The sequence below is a fragment of the Mycobacterium sp. pV006 genome (genome assembly GCF_041287115.1).
Taxonomy (GTDB): domain Bacteria; phylum Actinomycetota; class Actinomycetes; order Mycobacteriales; family Mycobacteriaceae; genus Mycobacterium.
This window is the reverse complement of the sequence record NZ_JBGGKT010000002.1, coordinates 331,982-356,465: the sequence shown is the minus strand read 5'-3', so window position 1 is coordinate 356,465 and position 24,484 is coordinate 331,982. Positions and strand designations below refer to the sequence as shown.

22 protein-coding genes are annotated in these 24,484 nt (G+C 68.5%); 10 read left to right on the top strand and 12 right to left on the bottom strand.

The window, feature by feature from the left end; all coding sequences use genetic code 11:
• Positions 1 to 28 precede the first annotated feature (28 nt).
• The 3 genes from ACAG25_RS04955 to ACAG25_RS04945 are packed head-to-tail and all read right to left on the bottom strand — an operon-like array spanning position 29 to position 2,538.
• Positions 29 to 694: a response regulator transcription factor gene (locus tag ACAG25_RS04955; RefSeq protein WP_370487180.1), complete on the bottom strand. Its 666-nt coding sequence runs from the start codon at positions 692 to 694 to the stop codon at positions 29 to 31.
• Positions 679 to 2,142, bottom strand: a complete 1,464-nt coding sequence (locus ACAG25_RS04950) for a sensor histidine kinase (protein ID WP_370487179.1) — start codon at positions 2,140 to 2,142, stop codon at positions 679 to 681. Before ACAG25_RS04950 ends, ACAG25_RS04955 begins: the two co-directional genes overlap by 16 nt.
• Before the next feature lie 33 nt (positions 2,143 to 2,175).
• Positions 2,176 to 2,538, bottom strand: coding sequence for a hypothetical protein (locus ACAG25_RS04945; RefSeq protein ID WP_370487178.1), 363 nt, complete (start codon positions 2,536 to 2,538; stop codon positions 2,176 to 2,178).
• A 110-nt stretch (positions 2,539 to 2,648) separates the two neighbouring features.
• Here ACAG25_RS04945 and ACAG25_RS04940 point away from each other — a divergent pair, with 110 nt between their 5' ends.
• The gene (locus ACAG25_RS04940) at positions 2,649 to 3,824 is read left to right on the top strand and encodes a CynX/NimT family MFS transporter (RefSeq protein ID WP_370487177.1); all 1,176 of its coding nucleotides are present in this window, start codon (positions 2,649 to 2,651) and stop codon (positions 3,822 to 3,824) included.
• Between the two features lie 4 nt (positions 3,825 to 3,828).
• Here ACAG25_RS04940 and ACAG25_RS04935 read toward each other — a convergent pair whose 3' ends face one another.
• Complete coding sequence (locus ACAG25_RS04935) at positions 3,829 to 4,269, bottom strand: hypothetical protein (protein ID WP_370487176.1); 441 nt, start codon at positions 4,267 to 4,269, stop codon at positions 3,829 to 3,831.
• A gap of 107 nt (positions 4,270 to 4,376) precedes the next feature.
• Here ACAG25_RS04935 and ACAG25_RS04930 point away from each other — a divergent pair, with 107 nt between their 5' ends.
• Both ACAG25_RS04930 and arr read left to right on the top strand, forming a co-directional pair.
• Positions 4,377 to 5,798: a GntP family permease gene (locus ACAG25_RS04930; protein ID WP_370487175.1), complete on the top strand. Its 1,422-nt coding sequence runs from the start codon at positions 4,377 to 4,379 to the stop codon at positions 5,796 to 5,798.
• A 101-nt stretch (positions 5,799 to 5,899) separates the two neighbouring features.
• On the top strand, positions 5,900 to 6,328 hold the full coding sequence (gene arr, locus ACAG25_RS04925) for an NAD(+)--rifampin ADP-ribosyltransferase (RefSeq protein ID WP_370487174.1): 429 nt from the start codon (positions 5,900 to 5,902) through the stop codon (positions 6,326 to 6,328).
• Here the strand turns inward: arr and ACAG25_RS04920 are convergent, their stop codons facing one another.
• Positions 6,329 to 7,606 (bottom strand): cytochrome P450, encoded by a 1,278-nt coding sequence (locus tag ACAG25_RS04920; protein WP_370487173.1) that lies wholly within the window; start codon positions 7,604 to 7,606, stop codon positions 6,329 to 6,331. It abuts the gene before it with no gap.
• Positions 7,607 to 7,755: 149 nt separating this feature from the next.
• Entirely contained in the window at positions 7,756 to 7,998 is a 243-nt protein-coding gene (locus ACAG25_RS04915) for a hypothetical protein (protein WP_370487171.1), read from the bottom strand.
• Positions 7,999 to 8,146: 148 nt separating this feature from the next.
• Here ACAG25_RS04915 and ACAG25_RS04910 point away from each other — a divergent pair, with 148 nt between their 5' ends.
• Positions 8,147 to 9,355 (top strand): lycopene cyclase family protein, encoded by a 1,209-nt coding sequence (locus ACAG25_RS04910; protein ID WP_370487170.1) that lies wholly within the window; start codon positions 8,147 to 8,149, stop codon positions 9,353 to 9,355.
• A 9-nt stretch (positions 9,356 to 9,364) separates the two neighbouring features.
• On the opposite strand, the gene ACAG25_RS04905 is transcribed toward ACAG25_RS04910, so the two are convergent.
• The gene (locus ACAG25_RS04905) at positions 9,365 to 10,240 is read right to left on the bottom strand and encodes an LLM class F420-dependent oxidoreductase (RefSeq protein ID WP_370487169.1); all 876 of its coding nucleotides are present in this window, start codon (positions 10,238 to 10,240) and stop codon (positions 9,365 to 9,367) included.
• A gap of 243 nt (positions 10,241 to 10,483) precedes the next feature.
• Here ACAG25_RS04905 and ACAG25_RS04900 point away from each other — a divergent pair, with 243 nt between their 5' ends.
• Both ACAG25_RS04900 and ACAG25_RS04895 read left to right on the top strand, forming a co-directional pair.
• Positions 10,484 to 12,064 carry an alpha/beta hydrolase fold domain-containing protein gene (locus ACAG25_RS04900; protein WP_370487168.1) on the top strand — a complete coding sequence of 527 codons (1,581 nt, stop codon included), beginning with the start codon at positions 10,484 to 10,486 and terminating at the stop codon, positions 12,062 to 12,064.
• 81 nt (positions 12,065 to 12,145) lie between these two features.
• Complete coding sequence (locus ACAG25_RS04895) at positions 12,146 to 13,042, top strand: serine hydrolase (protein ID WP_370487167.1); 897 nt, start codon at positions 12,146 to 12,148, stop codon at positions 13,040 to 13,042.
• Here the strand turns inward: ACAG25_RS04895 and ACAG25_RS04890 are convergent.
• The 5 genes from ACAG25_RS04890 to ACAG25_RS04870 all read right to left on the bottom strand — a co-directional run bounded on the left by ACAG25_RS04890 (position 13,011) and on the right by ACAG25_RS04870 (position 18,162).
• Positions 13,011 to 15,548, bottom strand: a complete 2,538-nt coding sequence (locus ACAG25_RS04890) for an ABC transporter (RefSeq protein WP_370487166.1) — start codon at positions 15,546 to 15,548, stop codon at positions 13,011 to 13,013. The two genes, ACAG25_RS04895 and ACAG25_RS04890, sit on opposite strands and share 32 nt — an antisense overlap.
• A gap of 17 nt (positions 15,549 to 15,565) precedes the next feature.
• Positions 15,566 to 15,715 carry a hypothetical protein gene (locus ACAG25_RS04885; protein ID WP_370487165.1) on the bottom strand — a complete coding sequence of 50 codons (150 nt, stop codon included), beginning with the start codon at positions 15,713 to 15,715 and terminating at the stop codon, positions 15,566 to 15,568.
• 70 nt (positions 15,716 to 15,785) lie between these two features.
• Positions 15,786 to 17,171 (bottom strand): oxygenase MpaB family protein, encoded by a 1,386-nt coding sequence (locus ACAG25_RS04880; RefSeq protein ID WP_370487163.1) that lies wholly within the window; start codon positions 17,169 to 17,171, stop codon positions 15,786 to 15,788.
• Between the two features lie 111 nt (positions 17,172 to 17,282).
• Positions 17,283 to 17,630, bottom strand: coding sequence for a hypothetical protein (locus tag ACAG25_RS04875; protein ID WP_370487405.1), 348 nt, complete (start codon positions 17,628 to 17,630; stop codon positions 17,283 to 17,285).
• 94 nt (positions 17,631 to 17,724) lie between these two features.
• Entirely contained in the window at positions 17,725 to 18,162 is a 438-nt protein-coding gene (locus ACAG25_RS04870) for a MarR family winged helix-turn-helix transcriptional regulator (RefSeq protein ID WP_370487162.1), read from the bottom strand.
• Positions 18,163 to 18,366: 204 nt separating this feature from the next.
• Between ACAG25_RS04870 and ACAG25_RS04865 the strand changes: the two genes are divergently transcribed.
• The 4 genes from ACAG25_RS04865 (at position 18,367) to ACAG25_RS04850 (ending at position 24,464) form a co-directional block, all read left to right on the top strand.
• Positions 18,367 to 20,400 (top strand): toprim domain-containing protein, encoded by a 2,034-nt coding sequence (locus tag ACAG25_RS04865; protein WP_370487161.1) that lies wholly within the window; start codon positions 18,367 to 18,369, stop codon positions 20,398 to 20,400.
• Positions 20,401 to 20,409: 9 nt separating this feature from the next.
• Positions 20,410 to 22,548 carry a DNA gyrase subunit A gene (locus ACAG25_RS04860; protein WP_370487160.1) on the top strand — a complete coding sequence of 713 codons (2,139 nt, stop codon included), beginning with the start codon at positions 20,410 to 20,412 and terminating at the stop codon, positions 22,546 to 22,548.
• Between the two features lie 34 nt (positions 22,549 to 22,582).
• Positions 22,583 to 23,905 (top strand): serine hydrolase domain-containing protein, encoded by a 1,323-nt coding sequence (locus ACAG25_RS04855; protein ID WP_370487158.1) that lies wholly within the window; start codon positions 22,583 to 22,585, stop codon positions 23,903 to 23,905.
• A 76-nt stretch (positions 23,906 to 23,981) separates the two neighbouring features.
• Entirely contained in the window at positions 23,982 to 24,464 is a 483-nt protein-coding gene (locus ACAG25_RS04850) for a DUF4262 domain-containing protein (RefSeq protein ID WP_370487157.1), read from the top strand.
• The last annotated feature ends 20 nt before the right edge of the window (positions 24,465 to 24,484 follow it).

Sequence of the window (24,484 nt, the reverse complement as noted above, 5' to 3'; positions counted from 1 at the left end):
CCCGCTCCGGTCCGCCGGAGCGGGCGACTCACGGGACGGCATCGAGCCGGTAACCCATACCGCGCAGCGTCACGAACCGGTCGGCACCGAGTTTGCGCCGCAGATACCGCACGTAGACGTCGACCACGTTGGAACCGGGATCGAAGTCGTAGCCCCACACCCGGCTGAGCAGTTGTTCGCGGCTGAGCACCTGGCCCGGGTGGCGCAGAAACGTCTCTGCCAACGCGAATTCGCGGGCCGACAGATCCACGGTGCGCTCGCCGACCGTCGCCCGCCGGGTGCGCAGGTCCAACGAGAGGCCTCCGCACTCCAGGACGGTCAGTTCGCCGGCCCGTTCGGTGTTCAGGCGCAAGCGGATACGGGCGAGCAGTTCCTCGAACCGGAACGGTTTGGGCATGTAGTCGTCGGCGCCGCCCTCGAGACCGGCGACGGTGTCGGCCACGCTGTCGCGCGCGGTCAGCACGATGACGGGAATCCGATTGCCCTCGGTGCGCAGCCGGCGCAACACGGTGAAGCCGTCGAGTTCGGGCAGGCCGATGTCGAGGACCAGCAGGTCGAAGCCGCCGGTCATCGCGTAGTCGAAGGCCGAGGCCCCGTCGCCAACGATCGCGGTGACGAAACCCGCTGCGGTCAGGCCTTTCTCGATGAACGAGGCGATGCGCGGTTCGTCCTCGGCGATCAGGATGCGGGCCATGGCTGCTCCAGGTGGGCGGGGATGGCGATGCTGAACGTGGCGCCCCGGCCGGGGATGGTGTCGAGTTCCACCCGCCCGCCGTGCGCGACGGCGATGGCCGAGACGATGGACAGGCCCAGCCCTGCACCGTCCGAGCGCTGACCGCCGGCACTGCCGCGGGCGAAGCGGTCGAAGATGCGGCTGCGGTCGGCTTCGGTGACGCCCGGACCGGAATCCGACACCCAGAACCGCAGCCAGCCGGCGTGCAGGCTGGAGCCGACGCCGATCCACGCGCCGGTCGCGGTGTAGCGGCACGCGTTGTCGGCCAGCGCGACCATCGCCTGGGTGATGCGCTGCGGGTCCAGCACCGCGCGTACATCGGCGACGGACTGGAGGTGGTGGTCGCGGTCGCCGAGCCGGGTGACCTTGTCGAAGATCTCGCGGGTCAGCGGACCCACGTCGGTCACCGCGGGCTGCAGGAAGGACGGTTGTTCGGACCGGGCCAGCAGCAACAGGTCCGAGACCATCCGGTTCATCCGCATCAGCTCGTCGTCGACCAGCGCCACGGTGGCGCGGACGTCGTCGGGGTCGCCGGCGTCGAGGACCTCGAGGTGACCGCGGACGATCGTGATCGGTGTGCGTAGCTCGTGGCCCGCGTCGTCGATGAAGCGGCGTTGCGCGGCGACGCCGGACTCGACCCGGTCGAGCATGCCGTTGACGGTGTCGACCAGGGCGTCGAGTTCGTCCCCGTCGCCGCTGGACGGGATGCGCCGCGACAGGTCGGTGTCGGTGATCTGGTGCGCGGTGTCGGCGACGTCGCGCAGCGGCGCCAGCACCCGGCCGGCGATCAGCCAGGCGGCCGCGGTCGCGCCCAACACCGTCACCGCACCGACCAGCAGCATGATGCGCACGGCCTCGTCGGCGGCGGCGCGTTCGGCGTCACCGAGATACGCCGCGACGATGACGCCGCGGGCGGGGTCCTGGCCGAGCCGCACCGGGATCGCGAGGTAGCGCACCTCGCCGACGTCGGGATGCTCGTAGGTGGATTGGACGGGGTCGGTGACCGCTCCGACGAGTCGGGTGAACGCGGGATCGTCGGCCAGTACCTCGGGGATGCCGGGCTCCTGGCGGCTCTGCGTGTGGTACTCCCCGTCGACGTACCCGAGGAACTTCTCGTTCGGGCGGGCGAGGTTGTAGGCGATGGCCTCGCGGATCACCTCGTCGACGCCGGTGAAGGGCTGTCCCGTGCGGGGGTTGAGGCCGGCCGCGGTGAGCTCGCTGAACTCCTCCACCTCGTAGCGCAGTGCCTCGTCCATCCGGGTGTTGATGTTGGCCACCAGCACCCGCCAGGTGACGAACGTGACGATCACCAGTGCCGCCAGGACCAGCAACAGCACCCAGGCCATGATGCGCGTGCGCACAGCCGACGGCAGCAGCCGGCGCCAACGTGGCCGTTCGACAGAGGTCATGACCACCCGTGGGTACCCGGTGGGCACGCGGCGTCAGTCGTCGTCCCAGTCATTGTCCTCGTCGTCATCCCAGTCGTCGTCCGCGTCATCGTCCCAGTCGTCGTCGTCCCAGTCGTCGCTTCCTCCGCCCGGGCGCAGGGCGGGCGGCGGGGCGGGCACATCGGCCCGCCGGACGACGGGGGGCGGCGGCGCGACGCCGGCGGCCGGGTCCTGCGGCGCAACGACCGGCGGCGCAACCACCGACGGCGCAGGGGACGGTGGTTGCCGAGGCGTCTGAACCACGATCGGCGCAAGCGGCTCCTGCACGGCCGTCGAGGTCATCGACATCGCCGCGGTGACCAACACCCCGGCACCGACCACGCCGGCCGCCACACCCACGATCACAGGAACCCGCATGCCGACGAGTCTGGACGCGCCCGATGGTGTGCCGATGAGACCCGGATGAGAGGGCTCTCATCCGGGCGGCGCCTGCTCAGCGCGCGGAACGCCGATGGCACATTGAGAGGATGACGCGAGTTTCCGTGGCTACCGGCGGTGCGCTGCTGGCGTTCGCGGTCGTCCTGACCGCGCTGAACCTGCGCCCGGCCGTCACCAGCGTCGCCCCGCTGCTCGACGTGATGCGCGACGACCTCTCGGTGTCGGCCACCTGGGCTGGGGTGCTGACCACCGTGCCGACGCTGTGTTTCGCCGCGGCCGGGTTGACCGCGCCGCGGATCGCGGCGCGCATCGGGCTGGACCGGACGATCTCGCTGGCGTTGGTGGCCGTCACGGTCGGCCTGCTGGCCCGCACGGTGTCGGGACCGCATCTGGTGATCGGGGCGACGCTGGTCGCGTGCGCCGGCATCGCGCTGGCCAACGTGCTGATCCCGGTCGTGATCAAGGGTTCGTTTCCGGCGCGCATCGGGCTGATGACCGGCATATACACCGCGGCGCTGCAGGGCGGTGGCGCGCTCGGGTCGGCGGTGACGCCGGGCCTCGAAGATCCGCTGGGCGGGTGGCGCGTCGCGTTGGCGACGTGGGCGGCCATCGCGTTCGTCGCGTTGCTGGTCTGGGTGCCCGCCTCACGTCGCCACAGCGACACCTGGGCCGCGCACACCAATCCGCCGACCGGGCGCCGGTCACTGCTGCGCAACCGGCTGGCCTGGACGGTGACGCTGTTCTTCGGCTGCCAGTCGTTTCTCGCCTACATCGTGATGGGTTGGCTGCCACAGGTTTTCATCGACAACGGCATCTCCGCGACGCAGGCCGGGCTGCTGGTCGGGCTCACCTCTCTGGTTGGGGTCCCGATCGCGCTGGTGGTCGCCCCGCTGGCGGCGCGCAGTCCCGCACAGAGCGGCTGGATCGTCGGCCTGGGGGTGGTGGGTCTCGCCGGCGCCGCCGGCCTGACTGTCGCTCCCGCCGCGGCGCCGCTGCTGTGGAGCGTGCTGATCGGAGTGGGCATGGGGGTGTTCGCCCTGGCGCTCGCGGTGATCGCGCTGCGCTCCCGCAACGCCGAGGACACCGCCCAGCTGTCCGGCATGGCACAGGGCGTGGGCTACCTGATCGCCGGAGCCGGTCCGTTCCTGTTCGGCCTGCTCCACGACGTGACGCACGGTTGGACGGTGCCGTGGCTGATGTTCCTGGGGGTCTATCTGGCCCAGATCGCGCTCGGCGCCCTGGCCGGCCGCGCGCGGTATGTGTGAAAGCTCAGGCCACGATCTTCATCTGGGCGTCCGGGTGCGAGCTGACGGTGACGACGACCGTGCCGCTGCCCGTGACGAACGTGGTGCTCGCGTAGCCGATGAAACCGTAGTGTCCGTCGATCGTGGACACCGCGGTGATGTCGCCGTGCCCCGTCGCGCCGGTGTCGAGGTTGGTCCAGGTGGCCGTCACGGTGACAGCGCAGTTGCCGTCGTAAACCCCTGCGTCATAGTTGACCGCCACCCGGACGCCGCCCTCGGAATGCGCGGCGCCGGTCTGCACAGTGGTCGTCTGCGCTTCGGCGCTGATGGTCCCGCCGCAGCGCGGTGACGCCGCAATCGGCACCGGATCGAGACGAGCGAAACCCTGGGCCTGCGCGGCGGGGGCGACCAGACCGACCACGACCGCCGCGCCGGCCACCGCACTGATCCGCCGCAACCATGTCATAGCCCGGATATCGCCGCGCCCCCACGCGGCGTTATCCGGGGGTTGTTCCCAAACGGCCGACGAAGGCCCATGATCGTGAAACGACGTCGACTTGGTGAGGGGACCACGTGGAAGCGATCGACCCGGCATACGGCACCACCACACTTCTGCTGATCGCTGCCGGCGCGGTCGGTCTGCTGCTGTTCCTGATCATCAAGGTCAAACTGCACGCCTTCGTGGCGCTGGTGCTGGTGAGCCTGTTGACCGCGCTCGCCGCCGGCATTCCGGTCGGCGATGTCCCGGACGCCATGTCCTTCGGCTTCTCCAACACCCTGGGCTCAGTGGCACTGCTGGTCGGGTTCGGCGTGATGATCGGCCGTCTATTGGAAATCACCGGTGGCGCCCAGGTTCTCGCTGACACCCTGATCAACCGGTTCGGGGAGAAGCGCGCACCGTTGGCGCTGGGCGCGGCCGCGCTGCTGTTCGGTTTCCCGATCTTCTTCGACGCGGGCCTGGTGGTGTTCCTGCCGATCATCATGACGGTGGCGCGTCGGTTCGGCGGGTCGCTGCTGCTCTTCGCGTTCCCCGCCGCCGGGGCGTTCGCCGCGATGCACGCGTTGGTGCCGCCGCATCCGGGTCCGGTCGCCGCCGCCGAACTACTGGGCGCCAACATCGGTCTCACTCTGATCGTCGGTGTTCCGGTAGCGGTCGTCTCCTGGTACGTGGGTGCGTTCCTGGTGTCGCAGGCCCTCGGCCGTCGCGTGCACGTCGATATCCCGACGACGCTGTTCGGAGAGCTCAACGACGCGACCGGCGACTCCGGTGACGGGGCGGGTACGGGCGGTCCGGCGACCGCCACCCGGGCGGTGCCGTCGTTCCTCACCGTGCTCGGTGTGCTGCTGCTGCCGTTCGTGTTGATCTCGTTCAACACGGTGTTGAACACCTTGATGACCGCGGGGGTCGTCAGCGAGGACGCGACCTGGGCCGAGTACCTGATGATCTTGGGCGACACCTCGGTGGCCCTGCTGATCACCGTCATCGTCGCGACCCTGGTCCTGGGCTTGCGTGGACGGTCGATGGCCACGGTCAGCGACATCCTGGACAAGTCGCTGGGCCCGATCTGCGCGATCATCCTGATCACCGGTGCGGGTGGGATGTTCGGTGGGGTGCTGCGGTTGAGTGGCATCGGCGACGCGTTGAGTGGGTCGCTGTCGAATCTCGGGATGTCGTTGATCCTGCAGGCGTTCATCATCTCCACCCTGCTGCGTGTGGCGCAGGGTTCGGCGACGGTCGCGCTGACCACCACCGCCGGCCTGCTCGCTGCAGCGGTGGCCGCGGCCGATCTCGGCAGCCTGCAGCTGACGGCGCTGGTGATGGCCATCGCCGCCGGCGCCACCGTGCTGTCCCACGTCAACGACTCGGGGTTCTGGTTGGTCAGCCGGTTCTTCGGTATGGACGTCAAGACCACGCTGAAAACGTGGACGGTGATGGAGACGACGCTGGGGCTCAGCGCATTTGCGATCAGCCTGGGCCTGTGGGCGTTGGGCTGACCAACCCAGTCTCACTATAGGGCCGCAATGGGGGCTTGCGGCAAGACCCCGGTGCCCGTGCAGAATCGCACGGCCACTGACACAGGGGGATTGATCACCGCATGAGCGAACAGTCGGAATTTTTCACCGTGCACGAGTCAGGCGCGTTCTTCCACGGCACGAAAGCCGACCTGTCGGTCGGGGATCTGCTCGTGCCGGGGCACCCGTCGAACTTCGAAGAGGGACGCGTGTCGAACCACGTCTACATGACGAAGGTGCTGGCGGGCGCGGTGCTGGCCGCAGAACTCGCGGTAGGGCCGGGCGCAGAGCGCGTCTATATCGTTGAGCCGCAAGGCTTTATCGAAGACGACCCGAACGTGACCGACAAGAAGTTCCCGGGCAACCCGACCCACTCCTACCGGACCCGCGAGCCGGTGCGGATCGTCGGCGAATTGACCGACTGGGTCGGTCACTCACCCGACTTCCTGCAGGCCTATCGCGAAGGCCTCGACGACCTGCGTCGCCGAGGCCTCGCGATCATCGACGACTAGTCAGTCCAGCGGGGTGAATTCGATGTTGATCTCGGTGAGTCCGCGCAGGATGAACGTCGGCTCGTAGACGTAGCGGCGGTCGTCGATCGGGCCGTGCTTCTCCTCGCTGACCGTGATGTCGCCGAGGCGGTCGAGGAGCCGCTCGATCGACACGCGGCCTTCGACGCGGGCCAGCGGCGCACCCGGGCAGGAGTGGATGCCGCGACTGAACGCGATGTGCTCGCGTACGTTCTTGCGGGTCAACTGGAATTCGTGCGGATCGTCGAAGCGCTTGGGGTCGCGGTTGGCCGCGCCCGGGCTGACCATCACCGTGGTGCCGGCCGGAACCGGGGTGTCACCGAGGGTGGTGCTCTTGCGGGCCATCCGGAACACGCTCTTGACCGGGCTGTCCATCCGCAGGCATTCCTCGATGAACACCGGGATCAGACTGCGGTCGTCGCGCAGTTGCTGCTGGATGTCGGGGCGGTCGCTCAGGATGCGCATGGCAGCGCCGAGCATCTTCGCGGTGGTTTCCTGTCCGGCGGCGAAGAGGAACGTCGCGGTGCGCACCACGTCGACCACCTCCGGGGTGGAGCCGTCGGGGTACTTGGCGGTGGCGATCGAGGTCAGCACGTCGTCGCGCGGGTTCTCCCGGCGCTCTTCGATGTAGCGCGAGAACTTCTCGTCGGCCCATTCCAGCGGGTTGGTGGCGATCACCTCGTGCTCGAGGCTGCCGATGTTGGTGCCGGGACGTTCCGCGCCGAACGCCTCGCGGAAGTCGTCGTGGTCCTCCTCAGGGACGCCGAGCAGGTCGGCGACCACCAGCAGAGAGAACGGCTTGGCGTAGGCGGCCAGGAATTCGCACTTGCCGTCGGCGATGAACTCGTCGATGTGGCGGTCGGCCAACCGCCACATGAAGTCCTCGTTCTCCTTCAGCCGCTTGGGCGTCAGCAGCCGGGCCAGGATGGAGCGCGCATCGGTGTGCTGCGGCGGGTCCATGGTGACCATGTGTTCGTACATCGGGATCTCGGTGCGGTGCTTCTCCAGCAGCTCGCTGATGTCGTCACCCTCGGCGGTGAAGGGCATGGGGGTGAACGGACCCATGACCGCGACGCACGAGGAGAAGTTCTCGCTGTCCTTGTAGACGGTGTTGGCGGCTTCCCAGCCGGTCACCGCGAGTACCCCGTTGTTGATCGGACAACAGACGGGGTCCTTGGCCCGGATGTGGTCGTAGTACGGATGGGGATCCGGAACCAGTGAGGGATCGGTGAAGTAGTCGACCGTGTCGAAGTCAGTCATGGGTGCGGCTCCTCCCGGCGGCCAAAAACGTGTCGTGCATCACCGTTACAGTATCAAGTACTTGTGACAAGGGGCGTCGGGGTCACTCCCCACCCCGACCACACGAAAAAGGGCACCCCACTCGGGGGTGCCCAGATCGTCGCGGTCGGTCAGTTCCGAACCGAGTTGTCGACCGACGGGACCTTCACGTCCGGGTAGAGCATATGCAGCCACGGGTTGTTCAGGTCGTCGCGTCCGTACCCGTTGTCGTAGGCCCAGCTGTTGCCCGAGCCGCCGAAGGTGTAGTCCAAGTCGCGGTCGTACACGTCGTTCGCCTGGGCCGGGGCGGCGAACCCGAGCAGACCGGCGACCATGCCTGCCGCAACAACACTTGCCAAACTCTTCTTCTTCACTTGATCACCTCTCCTGTCGAAATCTTTTGGTAAAAAGCACGATTCACGCGAGCGGAAGTTCCGCAATCCGTTCTGTACAACGCCCTGCAGCTCAGAGATATTCCCTCCGCGTGTGGGTGGCGCGGCACAGCGCAGGCAGGATGGGGGCATGGACGTCTTGGTGGTGGGTGGCGGACCCGCAGGGATGGCACTCGCCGCAGCGTGTGCGCGCCGCGGGCTGGACACCGGGTTGGTCGACCCCGCACCCGACAGGCCGTGGCCGGCCACCTACGGGATGTGGAGCGCGGAACTGCCGGGTGACCTGCCCGACTCGGTGGTCGCAGCCAGGGCCGCCGGTCGGGCGATCGCCCTGACCGAGCACGACCTGGGTTGGAAGTACGCGGTCCTCGACATTCCGGCTTTGCATGCGCATTTCGCCGGCAAACTCACCGATGTCGACGTGCGCAGCGGGCGCGTCGTCGACTCGACGCAGCCCGGGACGGTCACGCTGGCCGACGGGTCGATGCTGCGTGCCCGCGTCGTCGTCGACGCTGCCGGTCGGTGGCGCCCCCTGCATGCGCGGTCCACGCGCAGGATCGCAGCCGAGCAGACGGCTTACGGGTTGGTCCTCGACGAGGATGCCGCCGCCCCGCTGGTGAAGGCGGGTCAGGCGCTGTTCATGGACTGGCGCGCCGACCACGGTGAGACAGGCTGGCCGACGTTCCTCTACGTCATCCCGCTGGGTGGCGGCGAAGTGCTGGTCGAGGAGACCTCGTTGGCGCGACGGCCCGGCCTGCCGCTGTCCACGCTGCGTCGGCGGTTGTACGCCCGTCTTGCCCACCACGACATCCCCATCCCGAAACAACCGCGCAGCGAACGGGTTTCGTTTCCGGTCGATCAGCCGCGGCACCACGGTGCCGGTGTGCTGGGTTTCGGCGCGGCCGCGCCCCTGGTGCACCCGGCGACGGGGTTCAGTGTGGCGGCGTCACTGCAGTTGGCGCCGATCGTCGCTGCGACACTGGCCGCGCACCTGCCGCACGAACCCACCGAGGCGCTGACCGCCGCCCAGCGGGTGGTCTGGTCACCGTCGGCGCGGCTGGTGCACCGGTTGCGCCGAATCGGACTGGAAGCCCTGCTGCGGATGCCGGCAGACGAGATCCCCGGGTTCTTCGAACGATTCTTCGCCCTGCCCGAGACGCACCGGTGGACCTATCTGACCTCCCGGGACGATGTACGCGCCAACGCCGCGACCCTGAGTCACCTGTTCCGCGTGTCGGATGCGCGGATGCGCCGTCGGCTGGTTCTGCCCGCAGTCCTCCCCCCGCTGCGGAGCAACGTCACGCTGCGGTCCAGAACGGCTGACGCGCCCGCGATTTGACGGGCGCGCTCAACCGAATTCGGCGAGCTGGGGCACCGCGGGCGCGATGGCGTCGATCCAGGCGGCCGGCGCGCCGCCGGGTGGCATGACGTAGGCGGCGTGCACGCCGATCTTCGCGTAATCGGCCATGCTGCGGACGAATTCGTCGATGCCGCCGGAATCAGGCCGCGGCTGCCCGGCCAGGACCGTCACCTGGATGTCGTCGAAATCACGGTCGACGTCGTCGCAGTGCCGTCGCAGGACGTCGAGTTTGTGGGCGACCTCGTCGGGGCTGGTCGCGAAAAGGTTGCAGGCGTCGCCGTACTGCGCGACGAGTCGCAACGTCTTACGCTCGCCGCCGCCACCGATGAGCACTCGAGGTCGGCTGATCGGCTGCGGCGAACACAATGTCTCGGCCAGCTGATAGTGCTTGCCCTCGTAGGGTCCGTCGTTGTTCGGATCCCACATCTGCGCGCAGATCTGCAGTGTTTCCTCGAGACGTTCGAACCGTTCGGCCAGCGGCGGGAACGGCACGCCCAGGCCGCGGTGTTCGCGCTCGAACCAGGCCGCGCCGACGCCGAGGACCGCGCGCCCACCGGACAGGACGTCGACGGTGGTCACGGTCTTGGCCAGCACCCCGGGATGCCGGTAGGTGACGCCGGTGACCAACAGGCCCAGGTCGATCGTCGTGGTGTGCGCGGCGAGGAAGCTGAGTGTCGTGTAGCCCTCGAGCATGTTGGCTTCGGCGGGCAAGCCGGTGGGTTCGATCTGGAAGAAGTGGTCCATGAAGGACAGCCAGGTCGCGCCGGCGGCTTCGGCGGCCTGACCGACCCGGGCCAGCTCGCCGGCGATTGCGGTGGTGCCGCCGTCGATGTCGAAAACGGGTACGTGAAATCCGAGGTCCATGCCTGGGTCCAGCGCTCGCCTGTCGGGCCGCATTCCGGTCGGACCGAGGATGGCCGGATGTGATCGGTAGGCCCCGGTACTGCCGACCAGAACTCCCCTCAATTGACTTCATCGTCAGATAACCGTTTGCTCCGAATCGTTGATTGGGCATGCGCTCAGCGCTAGCGTGAGCCCGACCGGGCCTTCGTTCTACCGGGGCACCTGACCGGTCGTCTGGATCCTCGACGATGGAGGCTGACCACGATGGCCGACCGGAAATCCTTGGTGACGGCGCGCGTCGGCGGTCTGGCCGTCGCGGTCGGGGCGGGGGCCGTGATCGCCTGCGCCGCAGCCGCACCGGCCTGGGCCGACGAAAGCGACACCGGACGAGGCACACAGACGTCCGCATCGACAGCGTCGCAACAACGTTCGGTCGATGCGCCGAGCCGGCGCACCGACGCCGACTCGCGGGCCCGCGATAACGATGCCGAGGACAACCGTCGCAACGTGGTCCAGACCAAGAACGACGATTCCGTCGCGGACGCCGATGAGATCGACCTAAACGACGACCTGGCCGACCCGGCCGATGAGATCGACCCCTCCGACGACGGCGCGGTATCAGACGTCCCGACGCCCGCGGACGAGGAGACGACCCCGACGTCCCAACCCGTCGGAACCACCGCGGTGAAGCGCATCGACGACACCCTCGCCGACCCGGCGGTCGTCGACACCGACCCCACCACACCGCCCAGCGCAGCGCCAGGTGTGTGGACGCTGCTGGGTTCGGCCCGTCGCCAGTCCGGCGACACCGTCACCACGGAGGTGCCGTCGCCCACCGTCGCGACCCGTGACGCAGTCGACCTCGACGCAGGCGCCGATGCCGCGGAGCCGCCGCAGGACGTGGCGGATCTCTACACCGGCAAACCCTCCTTCATCCACAACATCGTGACCGCGGGGCTCTACGTCGTGCAGGCGATCCTGCGCCCGTTCGGCGGCCTGCTGGCCTTCACCAGCCTGAAGGTGCCGTTCTTCACCGACGGTGTTCCGCCGTTCTTCTTGACGCCGGGGCTCGACGTGAAGCGCTCCGAGTTCGAGGGCATGAAGGTGTGGACCCTGACGCCGCGCAAGAACGCCACCGACAAGGCCGTCGTCGCCCTGCACGGGGGCGCGTACGTGGCCACGGCGAGCATCTTCCACTGGTGGACCTACGCCGACATGGCCCGCGACACCGGGGCGACCGTCATCGTGCCGCTACAGACCCTCGTCCCGGCGGGTGGCACCGCCGCCACCGAGGTCCCGCGTACCGCCGACTTCATCACCACGGTCATCGAAGCGCGCGGCGCCGGCAACGTCAGCGTGTTCGGCGATTCCGCCGGCGGAGGCCTGGCCCTGGCGGCGATGCAGGAGTTGGTCCGCCGCAACTCGCGCGTCCCGTCGCGGCTGGTTCTGTTGGCACCCTGGCTGGACGTCTCGATGAGCGACCCGCGCAGCGACCGGATCCGGGATCCGCTGCTCGACCGGAGGAACCTGCTCCGGGCGGGCACCCGGTGGGGCGGATCCGACGGTCCCGCCGATCCGCTGGCCAGCCCCTTGTTCGGCTCGCTGGCCGGGCTGCCGCCGACCTATGTGTACAGCTCCTCACTGGACCTGCTCACCGTGGACACCCTGCGGTTGCGCGACCGTGTGCTCGCAGAGCAGGTACCGGGTGTGACCTTCCGGTTGCGCAAGGGTCTGATCCACGACTGGTTCACCTTCCCGTTCCTGCCCGACGCACACGAGGACCGCATCGGCGTGTACCGCGACCTGCTGGGCGAGCCGGCCTCCGCACAGCGTTCGGCTGTCTGATTCCGGCTCGCTAGGCTGGGTAACCAGTGGGCGCAGCGTGGACCCCGTTCGCGCGTCATCGGACCTATTCGGAGGAGATTCATGCGCCGGCGGCTACCGAAATCTGTGCTGGCTGTTGCGGCAGTCGCTTGTGTGACGCTGCCGCTGGGCGGCTGCGCGGCCGAGGTGCACGGCGCCCCGCCGGCGGCCCCGCATCCGGCCGCTCCGGTCGGCACACCCGAGGCGCCCCCGGCCCTCCCCCAACGCGCCCCGTTCGAAGGACTCGACGCCCGGCTGCGCCAGGCCGCCGCGGAAGCCTCCGAGGCCGGCGCCACCGCGGAGGTGGTGGTGCTGGACCGCACCACCGGCCAGGTGGTGGCCAACGGCGGCGACGCACCGTTCCCCATCGCGTCGGTGGTCAAGCTGTTCATCGCCGACGATCTGCTGATGCGCGAACCCGACCTGTCGCCGGCCGACCGCGCGTCGCTGGATACGATGCTGCGATCGTCGGATGACAGTGCGGCACAACAGTTCTGGGATCGCAGCGGGCAGACCGACGTCATCTCCCGCATCGTGGACCGCTACGGCTTGTCCGGCACCATCCCGCCGTACCGCGACGGGAAGTGGGACGTCACGCAGAGCACCGCGCGTGATCTGGTCCGGTACTACGACATGCTGCTGAACGGCTCGGGCGGATTGCCGCCGGAGAAGGCCGAAATCATCCTCGACAACCTGGCGCGGTTCACCCCGACGGGGCTCGACGGTTACCCGCAGCGCTTCGGCATCCCCGACGGGCTTCCCGCCGACACCGTCGCGGTCAAGCAAGGCTGGTTCTGCTGCTGGAACGGTGGAAACCAGTTGCATGTATCCACCGGCACGGTCGGCGCCGACCGCCGCTACGTGATGGCGATCGCCGCGCTGCAACCCACCGACGAAGCCACCGCCCGCGCGACGGTCACCCAGGTGGTCAAGACGATGTTCCCCGAGGGCCGGATCTGACCGGACCCAGCTGCGCCGCCAGATACGGTGCCGTCCGGCTGGTTTCGTCGGCGGCCACCACCTCGGGCGGGCCGGCCACCACCACCGTGCCGCCGGCGTCACCGCCGCCCGGACCGAGATCGATGACATGGTCTGCCCCGGCCACGACGGCCATGTCGTGCTCGGCCACCACCACGGTGTTACCGGCATCGACCAGGCGATGCAGCTGACGTTCGAGCAGCTCCACGTCAGCCGGGTGCAGTCCCGTCGTCGGCTCGTCGAGCACGTACAGGGTGTGCCCACGCTTGACGCGCTGCAGTTCGGTGGCCAGCTTGATGCGTTGCGCCTCACCGCCGGACAGTTCGGTGGCCGGTTGACCGAGCCGCAGATATCCGAGTCCGACCTGCCGCAGAGTGTTCAGACTCCGGGCGGCCCCGGGTAGTTCACCGAGGAACTCGGCGGCCTCGTCGACGGTCTGGGCGAGCACGTCGGCGATGGTGCGACCCCGGTAGGTGACCTCGAGAGTCTCCTCGGAGTAGCGGGCCCCGTGGCACGCCGGACACGTCGCGTAGGTACCCGGCAGGAACAGCAGCTCGACGGCCACGAAGCCCTCACCCTGACAGGTGGCGCAGCGCCCCTCGGCCACGTTGAACGAGAAACGGCCCGCGCTCCAGCCGCGTCGACGGGCTTCCTCGGTGTCGGCGAAAGCCTTTCGGACCGCGTCGAAGAGCCCGGTGTAGGTGGCCAGGTTCGACCGCGGGGTGCGTCCGATCGGTCGCTGGTCCACGGTGACGAGACGATCGATCAGTTCGGCGCCCTCGACGGTCACGCCCGCGCTGGAGTCGATGTCGATGTCGAGAAGCTCGGCGTCGCTGTCACCGGCGTCGTCGACGAGATCGACGGTCTTGCCCAGCTCCCGGGCCATCACGTCCCCGAGCACCTTGCACACCAACGTCGACTTCCCGGACCCCGACACCCCCGTGACAGCGACGAACGCGCCCAACGGAATGTCGACGTCGACGTCGCGCAGATTGTGAAAAGTGATGCCACGCAACCGCATCAAGCCCACCGGGGTGCGGCCGCCCCGCGCAGCGCGTGGACCGGTGTCGAACAGATGGCGTCGGGTCACCGATGTCTCGACCTCCGCGAGACCGGCGACGGGTCCGCTGTAGAGCACCTCCCCGCCCAGTTCCCCCGCACCCGGTCCCACGTCGACGACCCAGTCCGCACGACGCACCACGTCCATGTCGTGCTCGACCACGAACAGCGAATTGCCGGCCCGGCGAAGACGGTTCAGCACATCGAGCAGCGGTTCGGCATCGGCCGGGTGCAGGCCGGCGGACGGTTCGTCGAGCACGTAGAGCACCCCGAAGAGCCCGGCCCGCAGCTGGGTGGCCAGTCGCAGACGCTGCAACTCCCCCGGCGACACCGTCGGGGTGCGGCGGTTCAGGCTCAGATAGCCCAGCCCGAGGTCGACCAGGACACCGATCCGGGCCACCAGATCTGCGGCGATCATCGTTGCCACTTCGGTGAATTCGCCGGACTCGGTGGATTCGAAGGCGGCAGCGAACTCGGTCCTGGTGGCGGCCGGGGTGAGGACGTCGGCGAGTGCGGTCAGCGGCAGCGCCACCAGTTCGGCGATGGTGCGTCCGGCGAATGTCACCGCCAGAGCTTCGGGCCGCAGGCCGGATCCCTCACACACCGGGCAGTCGGTGCTATGGACGTACTGCAACACCCGGCGTCGCATGGCCGCGCTCTGCGAGTTGGCCAGTGTGTGGCGCACGTGCCGCTCGGCGCTGGAGAACGTGCCGTTGTAGTAGTAATCGGCGGTGACCGGGTGCCGGCTCGGGTCGATCTCGACGGTGGGTTGGTCGTCGGTGAACAGGATCCAATCCCGTTGCCGCTTGGGGAGTTTGCGCCACGGTTTGTCGATGTCATAACCGAGCGTGATGAGGATGTCGCGCAGGTTCTGTCCCTGCCAGGCCCCCGGCCACGCCGCCACCGCGCCTTCGCGGATGGTCAGCGACGGGTCGGGTACCAGGGTCTGTTCGGTGACCTCGTGAATTCGTCCCAGTCCGTGGCATTGCGGACACGCACCGATCGTGGTGTTCGGGGAGAACGCGTCGGAGTCCAGCCGCTCGGTGGCGCCGGGCGGATATGTTCCCGCGCGGGAGAACAACATGCGCAACAGGTTCGACAGCGTGGTGACGGTGCCGACCGTCGACCGCGAGGTCGCGGTGCCGCGGCGCTGCTGCAGCGCGACCGCCGGCGGCAGTCCGGTGATGTCGTCGACCTTGGGTGCGTCCTGGGGTAGCAGCAGCCGGCGGGCATACGGTGCCACCGATTCGAAGTAGCGGCGCTGCGCCTCGGCGTAGATGGTTCCGAACGCCAGCGACGACTTGCCGGATCCAGACACGCCGGTGAACACGACGAACGAGTCGCGGGGCGCGGCGACGTCGACCGTGCGCAGGTTGTGCACCCGGGACGCGTAGACGCGGATGTACGGATCCGGCTCCTGACCGTCCACTCCGTGAACGTTAGGCCTCAGGTGTTGAAGTCGGGCGGCGTCCCGACAGGGGCGTCGCCACCGGATGATTCGCGGACATCTGACCCGGCCTGCTGTGCTTGCTTCTGCACTTCCGCCGCGTGGCGGAGGTTGTCACCGGTGTTCTCTGCGTGATCGGGCGTACTCACGAAGCTCCTTCGATAGGGGTCGGTTGTGCATACCCGCAGCGATGCGGTTTCTCACCGACCGACCACCTCCTCAGCCGGTGAAGCCCTCACCCTTCGCCGAGCGGTCGTGGTGGGTGTAGGTGAGCGGGATCTGACGACCGCGGGCGATCTTGTTGAGCATGCCGATCCGCTCACGCGCGGCGGCGCCGGTTTTCCTTCGTCGTTCGCGGATGGGATTGGACCACGGGAGCATGTCGGTCACCCTCGCGATCCCGACATTGAGCTTGGTGAAATTCTCGAAGGCACGCACACGCCGCTCGAAGTTGTAGCCCAGCGGCTCGAACAACGTCCCCTCGATCATGGCCTCGATCTGCCGATACCCGAACACGACGCCGGCCGGGGCCAGCGCGATGGTCGCGGTGATCTGGTTGGCGTAGCGGGCCACCAACTTCTTCACCCAGTCGGGCTGCGTCTCGGTCAGGGTTTGAATGTGGTCGGGACCGGCGATGGCGTCGACGAGTTCGGCGCGCCACGGCGACGGGTTGCCGCCCCGGGCCAGGACGTAGTTCAGCGACTTGATCAACTCCACGCCGTCGGCGGAATGGAGGCGCTCCGGCGCGCCCCACAGCCGCCCGTTGTACGACGAGTACTCGGCGAGGTCGTCGAGTTGCCGGCGGGTCAGCTTGCGCCCGAACGCATGGTCGACGAGCCGGCCGAGCAGCATCCCGCTGCCGAAGCCGAGTAGCGACGTCACCGGGATGGGCTCGCCGAACTTGAGGTAGACCTTGTCGCCCCACTTGCGTCGCAGGCCGCGGCTGACGATGGCATGCATCAAACGCACGCGCACCACGTCCTGGAAGGCTTCGGAGTGCCGGTCGAAGATGTCGGGCAGGGTGAACTGCGAGAACACCCGCCCCGTCTCGAGGAAGCGGCGGGGGCCGTCGTCGGCGAAGCGGCCGGTGGCGCCCGTGGACGCGGAGATGTCCCCGGTCATCGCCGTCTCGTAGAACGCCCAGCCCTGGATGGTGCCGGCCGCCTTGGTGGCCGACATCGCCAGCATCCGGCCCCGCTCGGCGGCGACGAGGTCGAACTGATCGGCCAGGCCATCGAGGTGCTCGAAGAGTTCGACGAACTCCTGCGGCGGATCCTCCAGCGTGTCGATGCCCTGGGTCAACGCCTGCTCGAACAGCGCGCGGCCCTTTTCGTGGCCGAGCCGCTCGAAGGCGTCGACGACGCCGATCATGTGCTCGTCGGCCTGCCAGAAATAGTCGTCGCGCAGGCGGGTGATGGTGTTCGGCTCGGCCTCCTTGTCGATGTCGATCCACTCGCCGAACATCACCTCACGCATGTGGCGCCATTGCGGCGCGAAGTGGTCGCGACCGGGCGGGATCGGCCGCAGCGGCCGTTCGGGATGGTCGCGGCGGTTGAACTCCACGTCCTCGAGCAGGATTTCCGGACGCTCACCAGTGACAGTCATGAACCGAGTCCAATCTCAGCGAATACAGGGCACTGATTACGACGTTCGCTCACCCGCTACTCGATGTGAATGGCCGTTCGGCACGGACGGCGCATTCCGCAGCCTGCGGGATCACCGCTTCGTGCGCGGAATTCCCGTCGCCCACAACGCCCACGCGATCAGCACCGGCTGGAAGAGCAGGCGGACGAAGCGGCTGGTGTCGCTGTTGAGTCCGAAGCCGTCCACCTGGTCGACGAACTGCGCGATGTTTCCGGGGAAGATCAGCACGAAGAAGATCGCCAACAGCCGGCCGACGAGCACCCGGTCGCGGCGCAACAGGGCCAGACCGACGCCGAGGGTGATCTCGACACCACCTGAGGCCATCACCACGCCGTCGGCGTCCATGGGCACCCACTGCGGCACCTGCGCCTGGAATTCCTCACGGGCCCAGAACAAGTGGCTGAGCCCGGCGTAGACCATGGCCGCCGCCAACACGTATCGGGCCACCGTCCTGGCGCGGGTGGTCGGCGGCGGGGGAGGAAGTTGGGACACCGGGGTCCTTTCGTCGCGGGTTTCAGGCCTTCTGGCGGGCGTGCAGTTCGGCGGTGATCAGGTTCAAGGCGTCCCGCAGCGCCGCGAGGTCATCGGCCGCGGCGTCGTCGGTACCCAGGAGCCGTTCCGGGATGCATGCCGCCCGCTCTTCCAGCGCACGGCCGGCGGGCGTCAGCGTGATGGTGACCCGCCGTTCGTCGGGGGCGGTGCGGCGGCGACGGACCAGACCGGCGGATTCCAGCCGCTTCAGCAGCGGCGACAGCGTGCCCGAGTCCAGGTGGAGCCGGTCGCCGAGGCGTCCGACCGTGCACGGCTCCTCCTCCCACAGCACCAGCAACACGAGGTACTGCGGATAGGTCAACCCGAGTTCGTCGAGCAGCGGACGGTAGGCGGCGGTCACGGCCCGCGACGCGGAATAGAGCGCGAAACAGAGCTGGTCGTCGAGACGGGGACCGGGCACGCGCACGACTATTGCACACAGTTAAATTGTGCACAATTCATTGCTGGGTCGTGGTCGTCACCTGCGGTTTCATCGGGTGTACGTGGTCGTCATCACGATGTGTCGGCATCGTGATGAGCCGCGCCCGCAGCTTGCGCGGAGTTGTCGGTCCCGGCGTCTACGATTCCTGCGGCCCCTTCTCGGCATCGACACAAAGGACCAGCAGTGAGTTACACCGCCGCCGACATCACCGAACTCGATGATGTCCAGCACACCCGCCTGCGGCCGGCGGTGAACCTGGGACTCGACGTACTGAACACCGCGCTGCGCGAACTCATCGACAACGCCATCGAGGAGGTCGCCGATCCCGGTCACGGCGGCTCGACGGTCACCATCACCCTGCATGCCGACGGGTCGGTCAGCGTCGCCGACGACGGCCGCGGCCTGCCCGTCGACACCGATCCGGCCACCGGCAAGAACGGCATCGTCAAGACCCTCGGCACGGCACGGGCCGGCGGAAAGTTCGACGCCCACTCCGACGCGACCAGCACCGGCGCCGGCCTCAACGGCATCGGCGCCGCCGCCGCGGTGTTCATCTCCGCGCGCACCGACGTCACGGTGCACCGAGCGGGCAAGACCTATCTGCAGAGCTTCGGGCGCGGCTATCCCGGGGTATTCGAGGGCAAGCAGTTCGATCCCGAGGCACCGTTCACCCGCAACGACACGCAGAAGTTGCGCGGGGTCGGGAACCGCAAGCCCGACCTGCACGGCACCACGGTGCGCATCCTGTTCGACCCCACCGTGGTTCCCGACAACAGCATCGACATCGGTGAGGTCCTGCTCCGTGCGCACGCCGCGGCGCGGATGTCGCCGGGCGTGCGGCTGGTCGTCATCGACGAGGGCTGGCCCGGCGACGAGGTGCCGCCTGCCCTGGTGGAACCGTTCGACGGGCCGTGGGGCACCGATACGTTGCTCGATCTGATGTGCACCGCGGCGGGCACTCCGACGCCCGACGTGCGCGCGGTGGTCGACGGCCGCGGCGAGTACACCACCGGCCGCGGGTCGACCCCGTTCCGATGGTCGCTGACCGCGGGTCCGGCCGAGCCCGCCACAGTGGCCGCGTTCTGCAACACGGTGCGCACCCCCGGCGGTGGATCACATCTGACCGCTGCGATGAAGGGCCTGTCCGAAGCGCTGGCCGACCGCGCGTCGCGCATGCGTGATCTCGGCCTGGCCAAGGGCGAGGAGGGTCCCGAGCCCCAGGACTTCGCGGCCGTCACCGCGCTCGCCGTCGACACCCGCGCCCCCGACGTGGCCTGGGACTCCCAGGCCAAGACAGCGGTGTCGTCCCGGTCGTTGAATGTCGCCATGGCCCCCGACGTGGCGCGCAGCGTCACCATCTGGGCGGCCAACCCCGCCAACGGTGACGCGGTGTCGCTGTGGACGAAGCTGGCGCTCGAGTCGGCCCGGGCGCGCCGCAGCGCCGAAGGTGCCAAGGCCCGCTCCCGTGCGGCGTCGAAGGCCAAGGGGCTGGGCACCAACCTGTCGCTACCGCCCAAGTTGTTGCCCAGCCGCGAGACCGGCCGCGGCTCGGGCGCCGAACTGTTCCTGTGCGAGGGGGACTCCGCGCTCGGCACCATCAAGGCCGCCCGAGACGCCACCTTCCAGGCCGCGTTCCCGCTGAAAGGCAAGCCGCCCAACGTCTATGGCTTCGCTCTGACCAAGGCGCGCGCCAAAGACGAGTTCGACTCCATCGAACGCATCCTCGGGTGCGGCGTGCGGGAGAACTGCGATCCGGAGTTGTGCCGGTACGACCGCATTTTGTTCGCCTCCGACGCCGATCCCGACGGCGGCAACATCAACTCCAGCCTGATCTCGATGTTCCTCGATTTCTACCGTCCGCTCGTCGAAGCCGGGATGGTCTATGTGACGCTGCCGCCGCTGTTCGTGGTCAAGACCGCCAGCGAGCGCATCTACTGCCAGGACGAGTCCGAGCGTGACGCGGCCGTGGCGAAGATGAAGGCCGCCTCGAAGGGCCGGGTCGAGGTGCAGCGCAACAAGGGTCTCGGTGAGATGGATGCCGACGACTTCTGGAACACCGTGCTGGATCCCCAGCGGCGCACGGTGATCCGTGTCCGTCCCGACGACGGCGAGAAAAAGTTGCACCACACGTTGTTCGGCGGACCACCCGAGGGCCGTCGGTCATGGATGGCCGAGGTGGCCGCCCGTGTCGATACCGCTTCCCTCGACCTCGACTAGGAGCACGCCGTGACCGCCACCCTCGACGTCCCGGAGCAGAATCCGGATCTGGTGCTCGACCAGAGTGCTGACGACTACTGGAACCGCTACCAGCTGACGTTCGCGCTCTACAGCGTCAGCGACCGCGCGATCCCGTCGGCTTACGACGGCCTCAAGCCGGGGCAGCGCCGCCTGCTCTACCAGATGCACGAGTCGAAACTGTTGCCCGGCAATAAGCCCCAGAAGTCGTCGAAGATCTGCTCGGCGGTCACCGGCAACCTGCATCCGCACGGCGGCACCTCCATGTACGGCGCCGCAGCGCTGATGGCCGCGGACTTCCAGCGGGTCAAGGTCATCGATGGACAGGGCGCCTTCCCCCGCATCCAGGGCGACATCCCCGCCGCGGACCGCTACACCGAGATGCGCCTGTCGGCACCCGGTGCGGCGTTGACCGCCGAGCTCGACAGCCACGCCGTGCCGATGGTGTCGACGTTCGACGGCGAGTGGATCGAACCCACGGTGCTGCCAGCGCAGTGGCCGGTGCTGTTGTGCAACGGTGCCGTGGGTATCGCCGAGGGCTGGGCCACCAAGGTCCCGGCCCACAATCCGCGCGAGATCATGGCCGCCTGCCGTGCGCTGTTGAAGACGCCGAACATGACCGATGACCGACTGGTCAAGCTGATCCCCGGACCGGACTGGGGATCCGGTGCCAGCGTGGTGGGAACGGCCGGTCTGCGCGAGTACATCACCACCGGCCGAGGACATTTCACCGTGCGGGGCACGCTGTCGGTGGAGGGCAAGAACGTCATCATCACCGAGCTGCCCCCCGGAGTCGCGAGCAACACGGTGCAGGAACGGATTCGGGCACTCGTCGAGTCCGGTGAGCTCTCCGGCGTGGCCGACATGTCCGATCTGACCGACCGCCGCAACGGCTTGCGCATCGTCGTCACCGCCAAACGCGGTCATGACGCCGCACAGATCCGCGACCAGCTGTTGGCGCTGACGCCTCTGGAGTCGACATTCGCCGCCAGCCTGGTCGCCCTCGACGAGAACCGGGTACCCCGGTGGTGGTCGGTTCGAGATCTGATCAAAGCATTTCTGCAGCTGCGTGATTCGGTGGTGCTGCACCGCAGCGAGTACCGGCTCGAGAAGGTCACCGCACGCCGTCACCTGGTCTCGGGCCTGATGACGATCCACCTCGACATCGATGCTGCGGTCGCAGTGATCCGTGGCTCCGACACGGTCGACGAGGCCCGCCAAGGACTGCAGGACCGCTTCGGACTCGACGCTGTGCAGGCCGACTACGTGCTCGCCCTGCAGCTGCGCCGCCTGACCAAGCTCGACGTGATCGAACTGCAGAAGGAGGCCGAGCGGCTCGATGCCGAGTTCGCCGAACTCACCGAGTTGGTGTCCAATCCCGAAGCGCGGCAACGGGTGATCGACAAAGAGCTGGTCGAGACCGCGAAGTTGTTCAAGGGCCCGGAGTACGACAGGCGCACCGTGCTGGACTTCGACGCGACCCCGGTCACCGCGGGCGGCGCCGACGACGGCGCCCGGGAGCGCAAGGTCAACACGAACTGGCGACTCGACGACCGCGGGGTGTTCTCCGACCGGCACGGCGAGCTGCTGACCTCGGGCCTGGGCTGGGCCGCGTGGACCGACGGCCGGGTGAAGTTCACCGCCGGCGGCGGTCTGCCCTACAAGATCCGCGAGATCCCGGTCGCACCGGACATCACCCGACTGGTGTGCTCGGGTGTACTGCCCGACGGTTACCACCTGGCGCTGGTGACCCGCCGCGGCAAGATCCTGCGGATCGACCCGGCGTCGGTGAACCCGCAGGGTGTGGCCGGCAACGGTGTGGCCGGGGTGAAGCTCGCGGGCGAGGGCGACGAGGTCATCGCCGCGCTGCCGGTGTCCTGCGGCAACGGCGAAGCCATCCTGTCGGTCGCCGAAAAGAGCTGGAAGGTCACCGAAGTCGCGGATATCCCGGTCAAGGGCCGCGGTGGTGCCGGCGTCGGTTTCCATCCGTTCGTCAAGGGGGAGAGCGCGCTGGTGGCGGCGTCGATCTCGTCGACCGGCTACGTGCGGGGCAAGAGAGCGGTGCGCGCCGAGAACCGCGCCAAGGCGTCGATCAAGGGGTCGGGTGTCGACGTGACACCCGCGTCGTAGACGCGAGACCACGGGCGCGGCTAGCGTCGGAGCGATGACCGGGTCGCGGACGCGGCTGGCCCGATGGGCCGTCGTGCTCAGTCTCAGCGCTGTGGCGGCCTGCGGGACGGAGCCTGTGTCGCCCCCGTCGCCGCCGGAGCCGTCCCCGCAGACGCAGACGTCCACCGTGACTCCCCCACCGCCGCCGGTGATTCCGGCCGGCGACCTCTCGCGCGTGTCCCAGTTGGTGCGCGACGCGATCGCCGCGCACCGCCTGCCCGGTGCGGTGGTCCAGATCGGGCACGGGAGTAACGTCGTGTTCCGCGAGGCGTTCGGCGTGCGAAAGCTCGACGGCGAACCGGGGCTCGACGGCCGGCCCGCCCCGGCCGAGGCGATGACCGAGGACACGATCTTCGACCTCGCGTCGCTGACCAAACCGCTGACGACGGCGACCGCCGTCATGCAGCTCGTCGAGCAGGGCAGGCTCGCCCTCGACGATCCCGTCCAGACCTACCTGCCCGCATTCCGGCCGGCCAACGATCCGGCGCGCGGTGCACAGGTCACGCTGCGCATGCTGCTCACCCACACCTCGGGCATCGCCGGCGACCTGAGCCTCGACGGGCCATGGGGGCTGGACGCGCCCGACAAGGACGAGGGCACCCGGCGTGCGCTCGCGGCGTGGGTGGTGACCAACCCCGGCGAAACTTTCCACTACTCCGACATCAACTTCATCATCCTGGGCGCGCTCGTCGAGAAGCTCACCGATGTCCCGCTGAATACCTATGTGCGCCAACATATTTTCGAGCCGCTGCACATGAACGACACCCGTTACCTCCCTGCCGGGACGACGGTGGATTCGGAGTTGCTGGCACGTATCGCCCCGACCGCGCACGACGGGGACAGCCCCGGCATCAACCCGAATCACGGGCGGTTGTTGCGGGGCACGGTGCACGATCCGACAGCGCGGCGCATGGGCGGTGTCAGCGGAAGCGCGGGGGTGTTCTCGACGGTCCACGACGTCGGACTGTTCGCTCAGGCACTGCTCGACCGTCTGGGCGGTCGCCCCAGCGCCTTTCCACTGCAGCGCGCGACCCTGGAGCAGATGACCAGCCCGCAGCAACCGGGTACTGCCGGTGGCGGCCTGCGCGGACTGGGCTGGGACATCGACACCGCGCATTCCGGGCCGCGCGGCAAGGTCTTTCCCGTCGGCAGCTTCGGACATACCGGTTTCACCGGGGTCACGCTGTGGCTGGATCCCGGGTCGAACACCTACATTCTGGTGTTGGCGAATGTCATTCATCAGCCCGGCGGCCCGCCGATCGCCGGTCTCAGCGGTCAGATCGCCACCGAAACCGCCGGCGCACTGGGTCTGTACTGACAGCCCGACCCAGGTGTCAGTGCCTCGGAGCAAGCTCGGTCCCAAAGTCGAAAGACACGACGAAAGGACCAGAGCCATGTGCTGGTTATGCGACCATCCCGGGGCCACCCGCGCCGACTATCACGACGTGTTGCGGCGGACCATTCGCAAGAACGGGTGGGCGGTGCAGTACGTCGAAGACGAACCGAATCCATTCGCCTACACCGTCGGCCTGCACGCGGCCGGGCTACCCGAACTGCTGGTCACCTCGGTTACCCCCAACCGGGCCGCGCAGCTGCTCAATGCGGTGGGCCACTACATGCTCGGGGATCGGGTGCCGGTCCCCGGTGACACGATCACGCTGCCGGACTGCGAGGCCGAGTTCGTCGCCGTCGCGCAGCCGGACGCGCACCTGTGCCTCGCAGTCGAGTTGTACGGTCCCGAGGTGCGTGCGCTGCAGCTCGCCTGGTGTGACGCGTCCGGTCACAGCCCCTGGTGTCCGGATTTCAACCGCGACGGATGCCGCCAACCGGTCCTCGGGAAGCGAGGACCGCACCCGGGCTGGCGGCGCGACGACTGAGTACTGCGTCGACCCGGCGA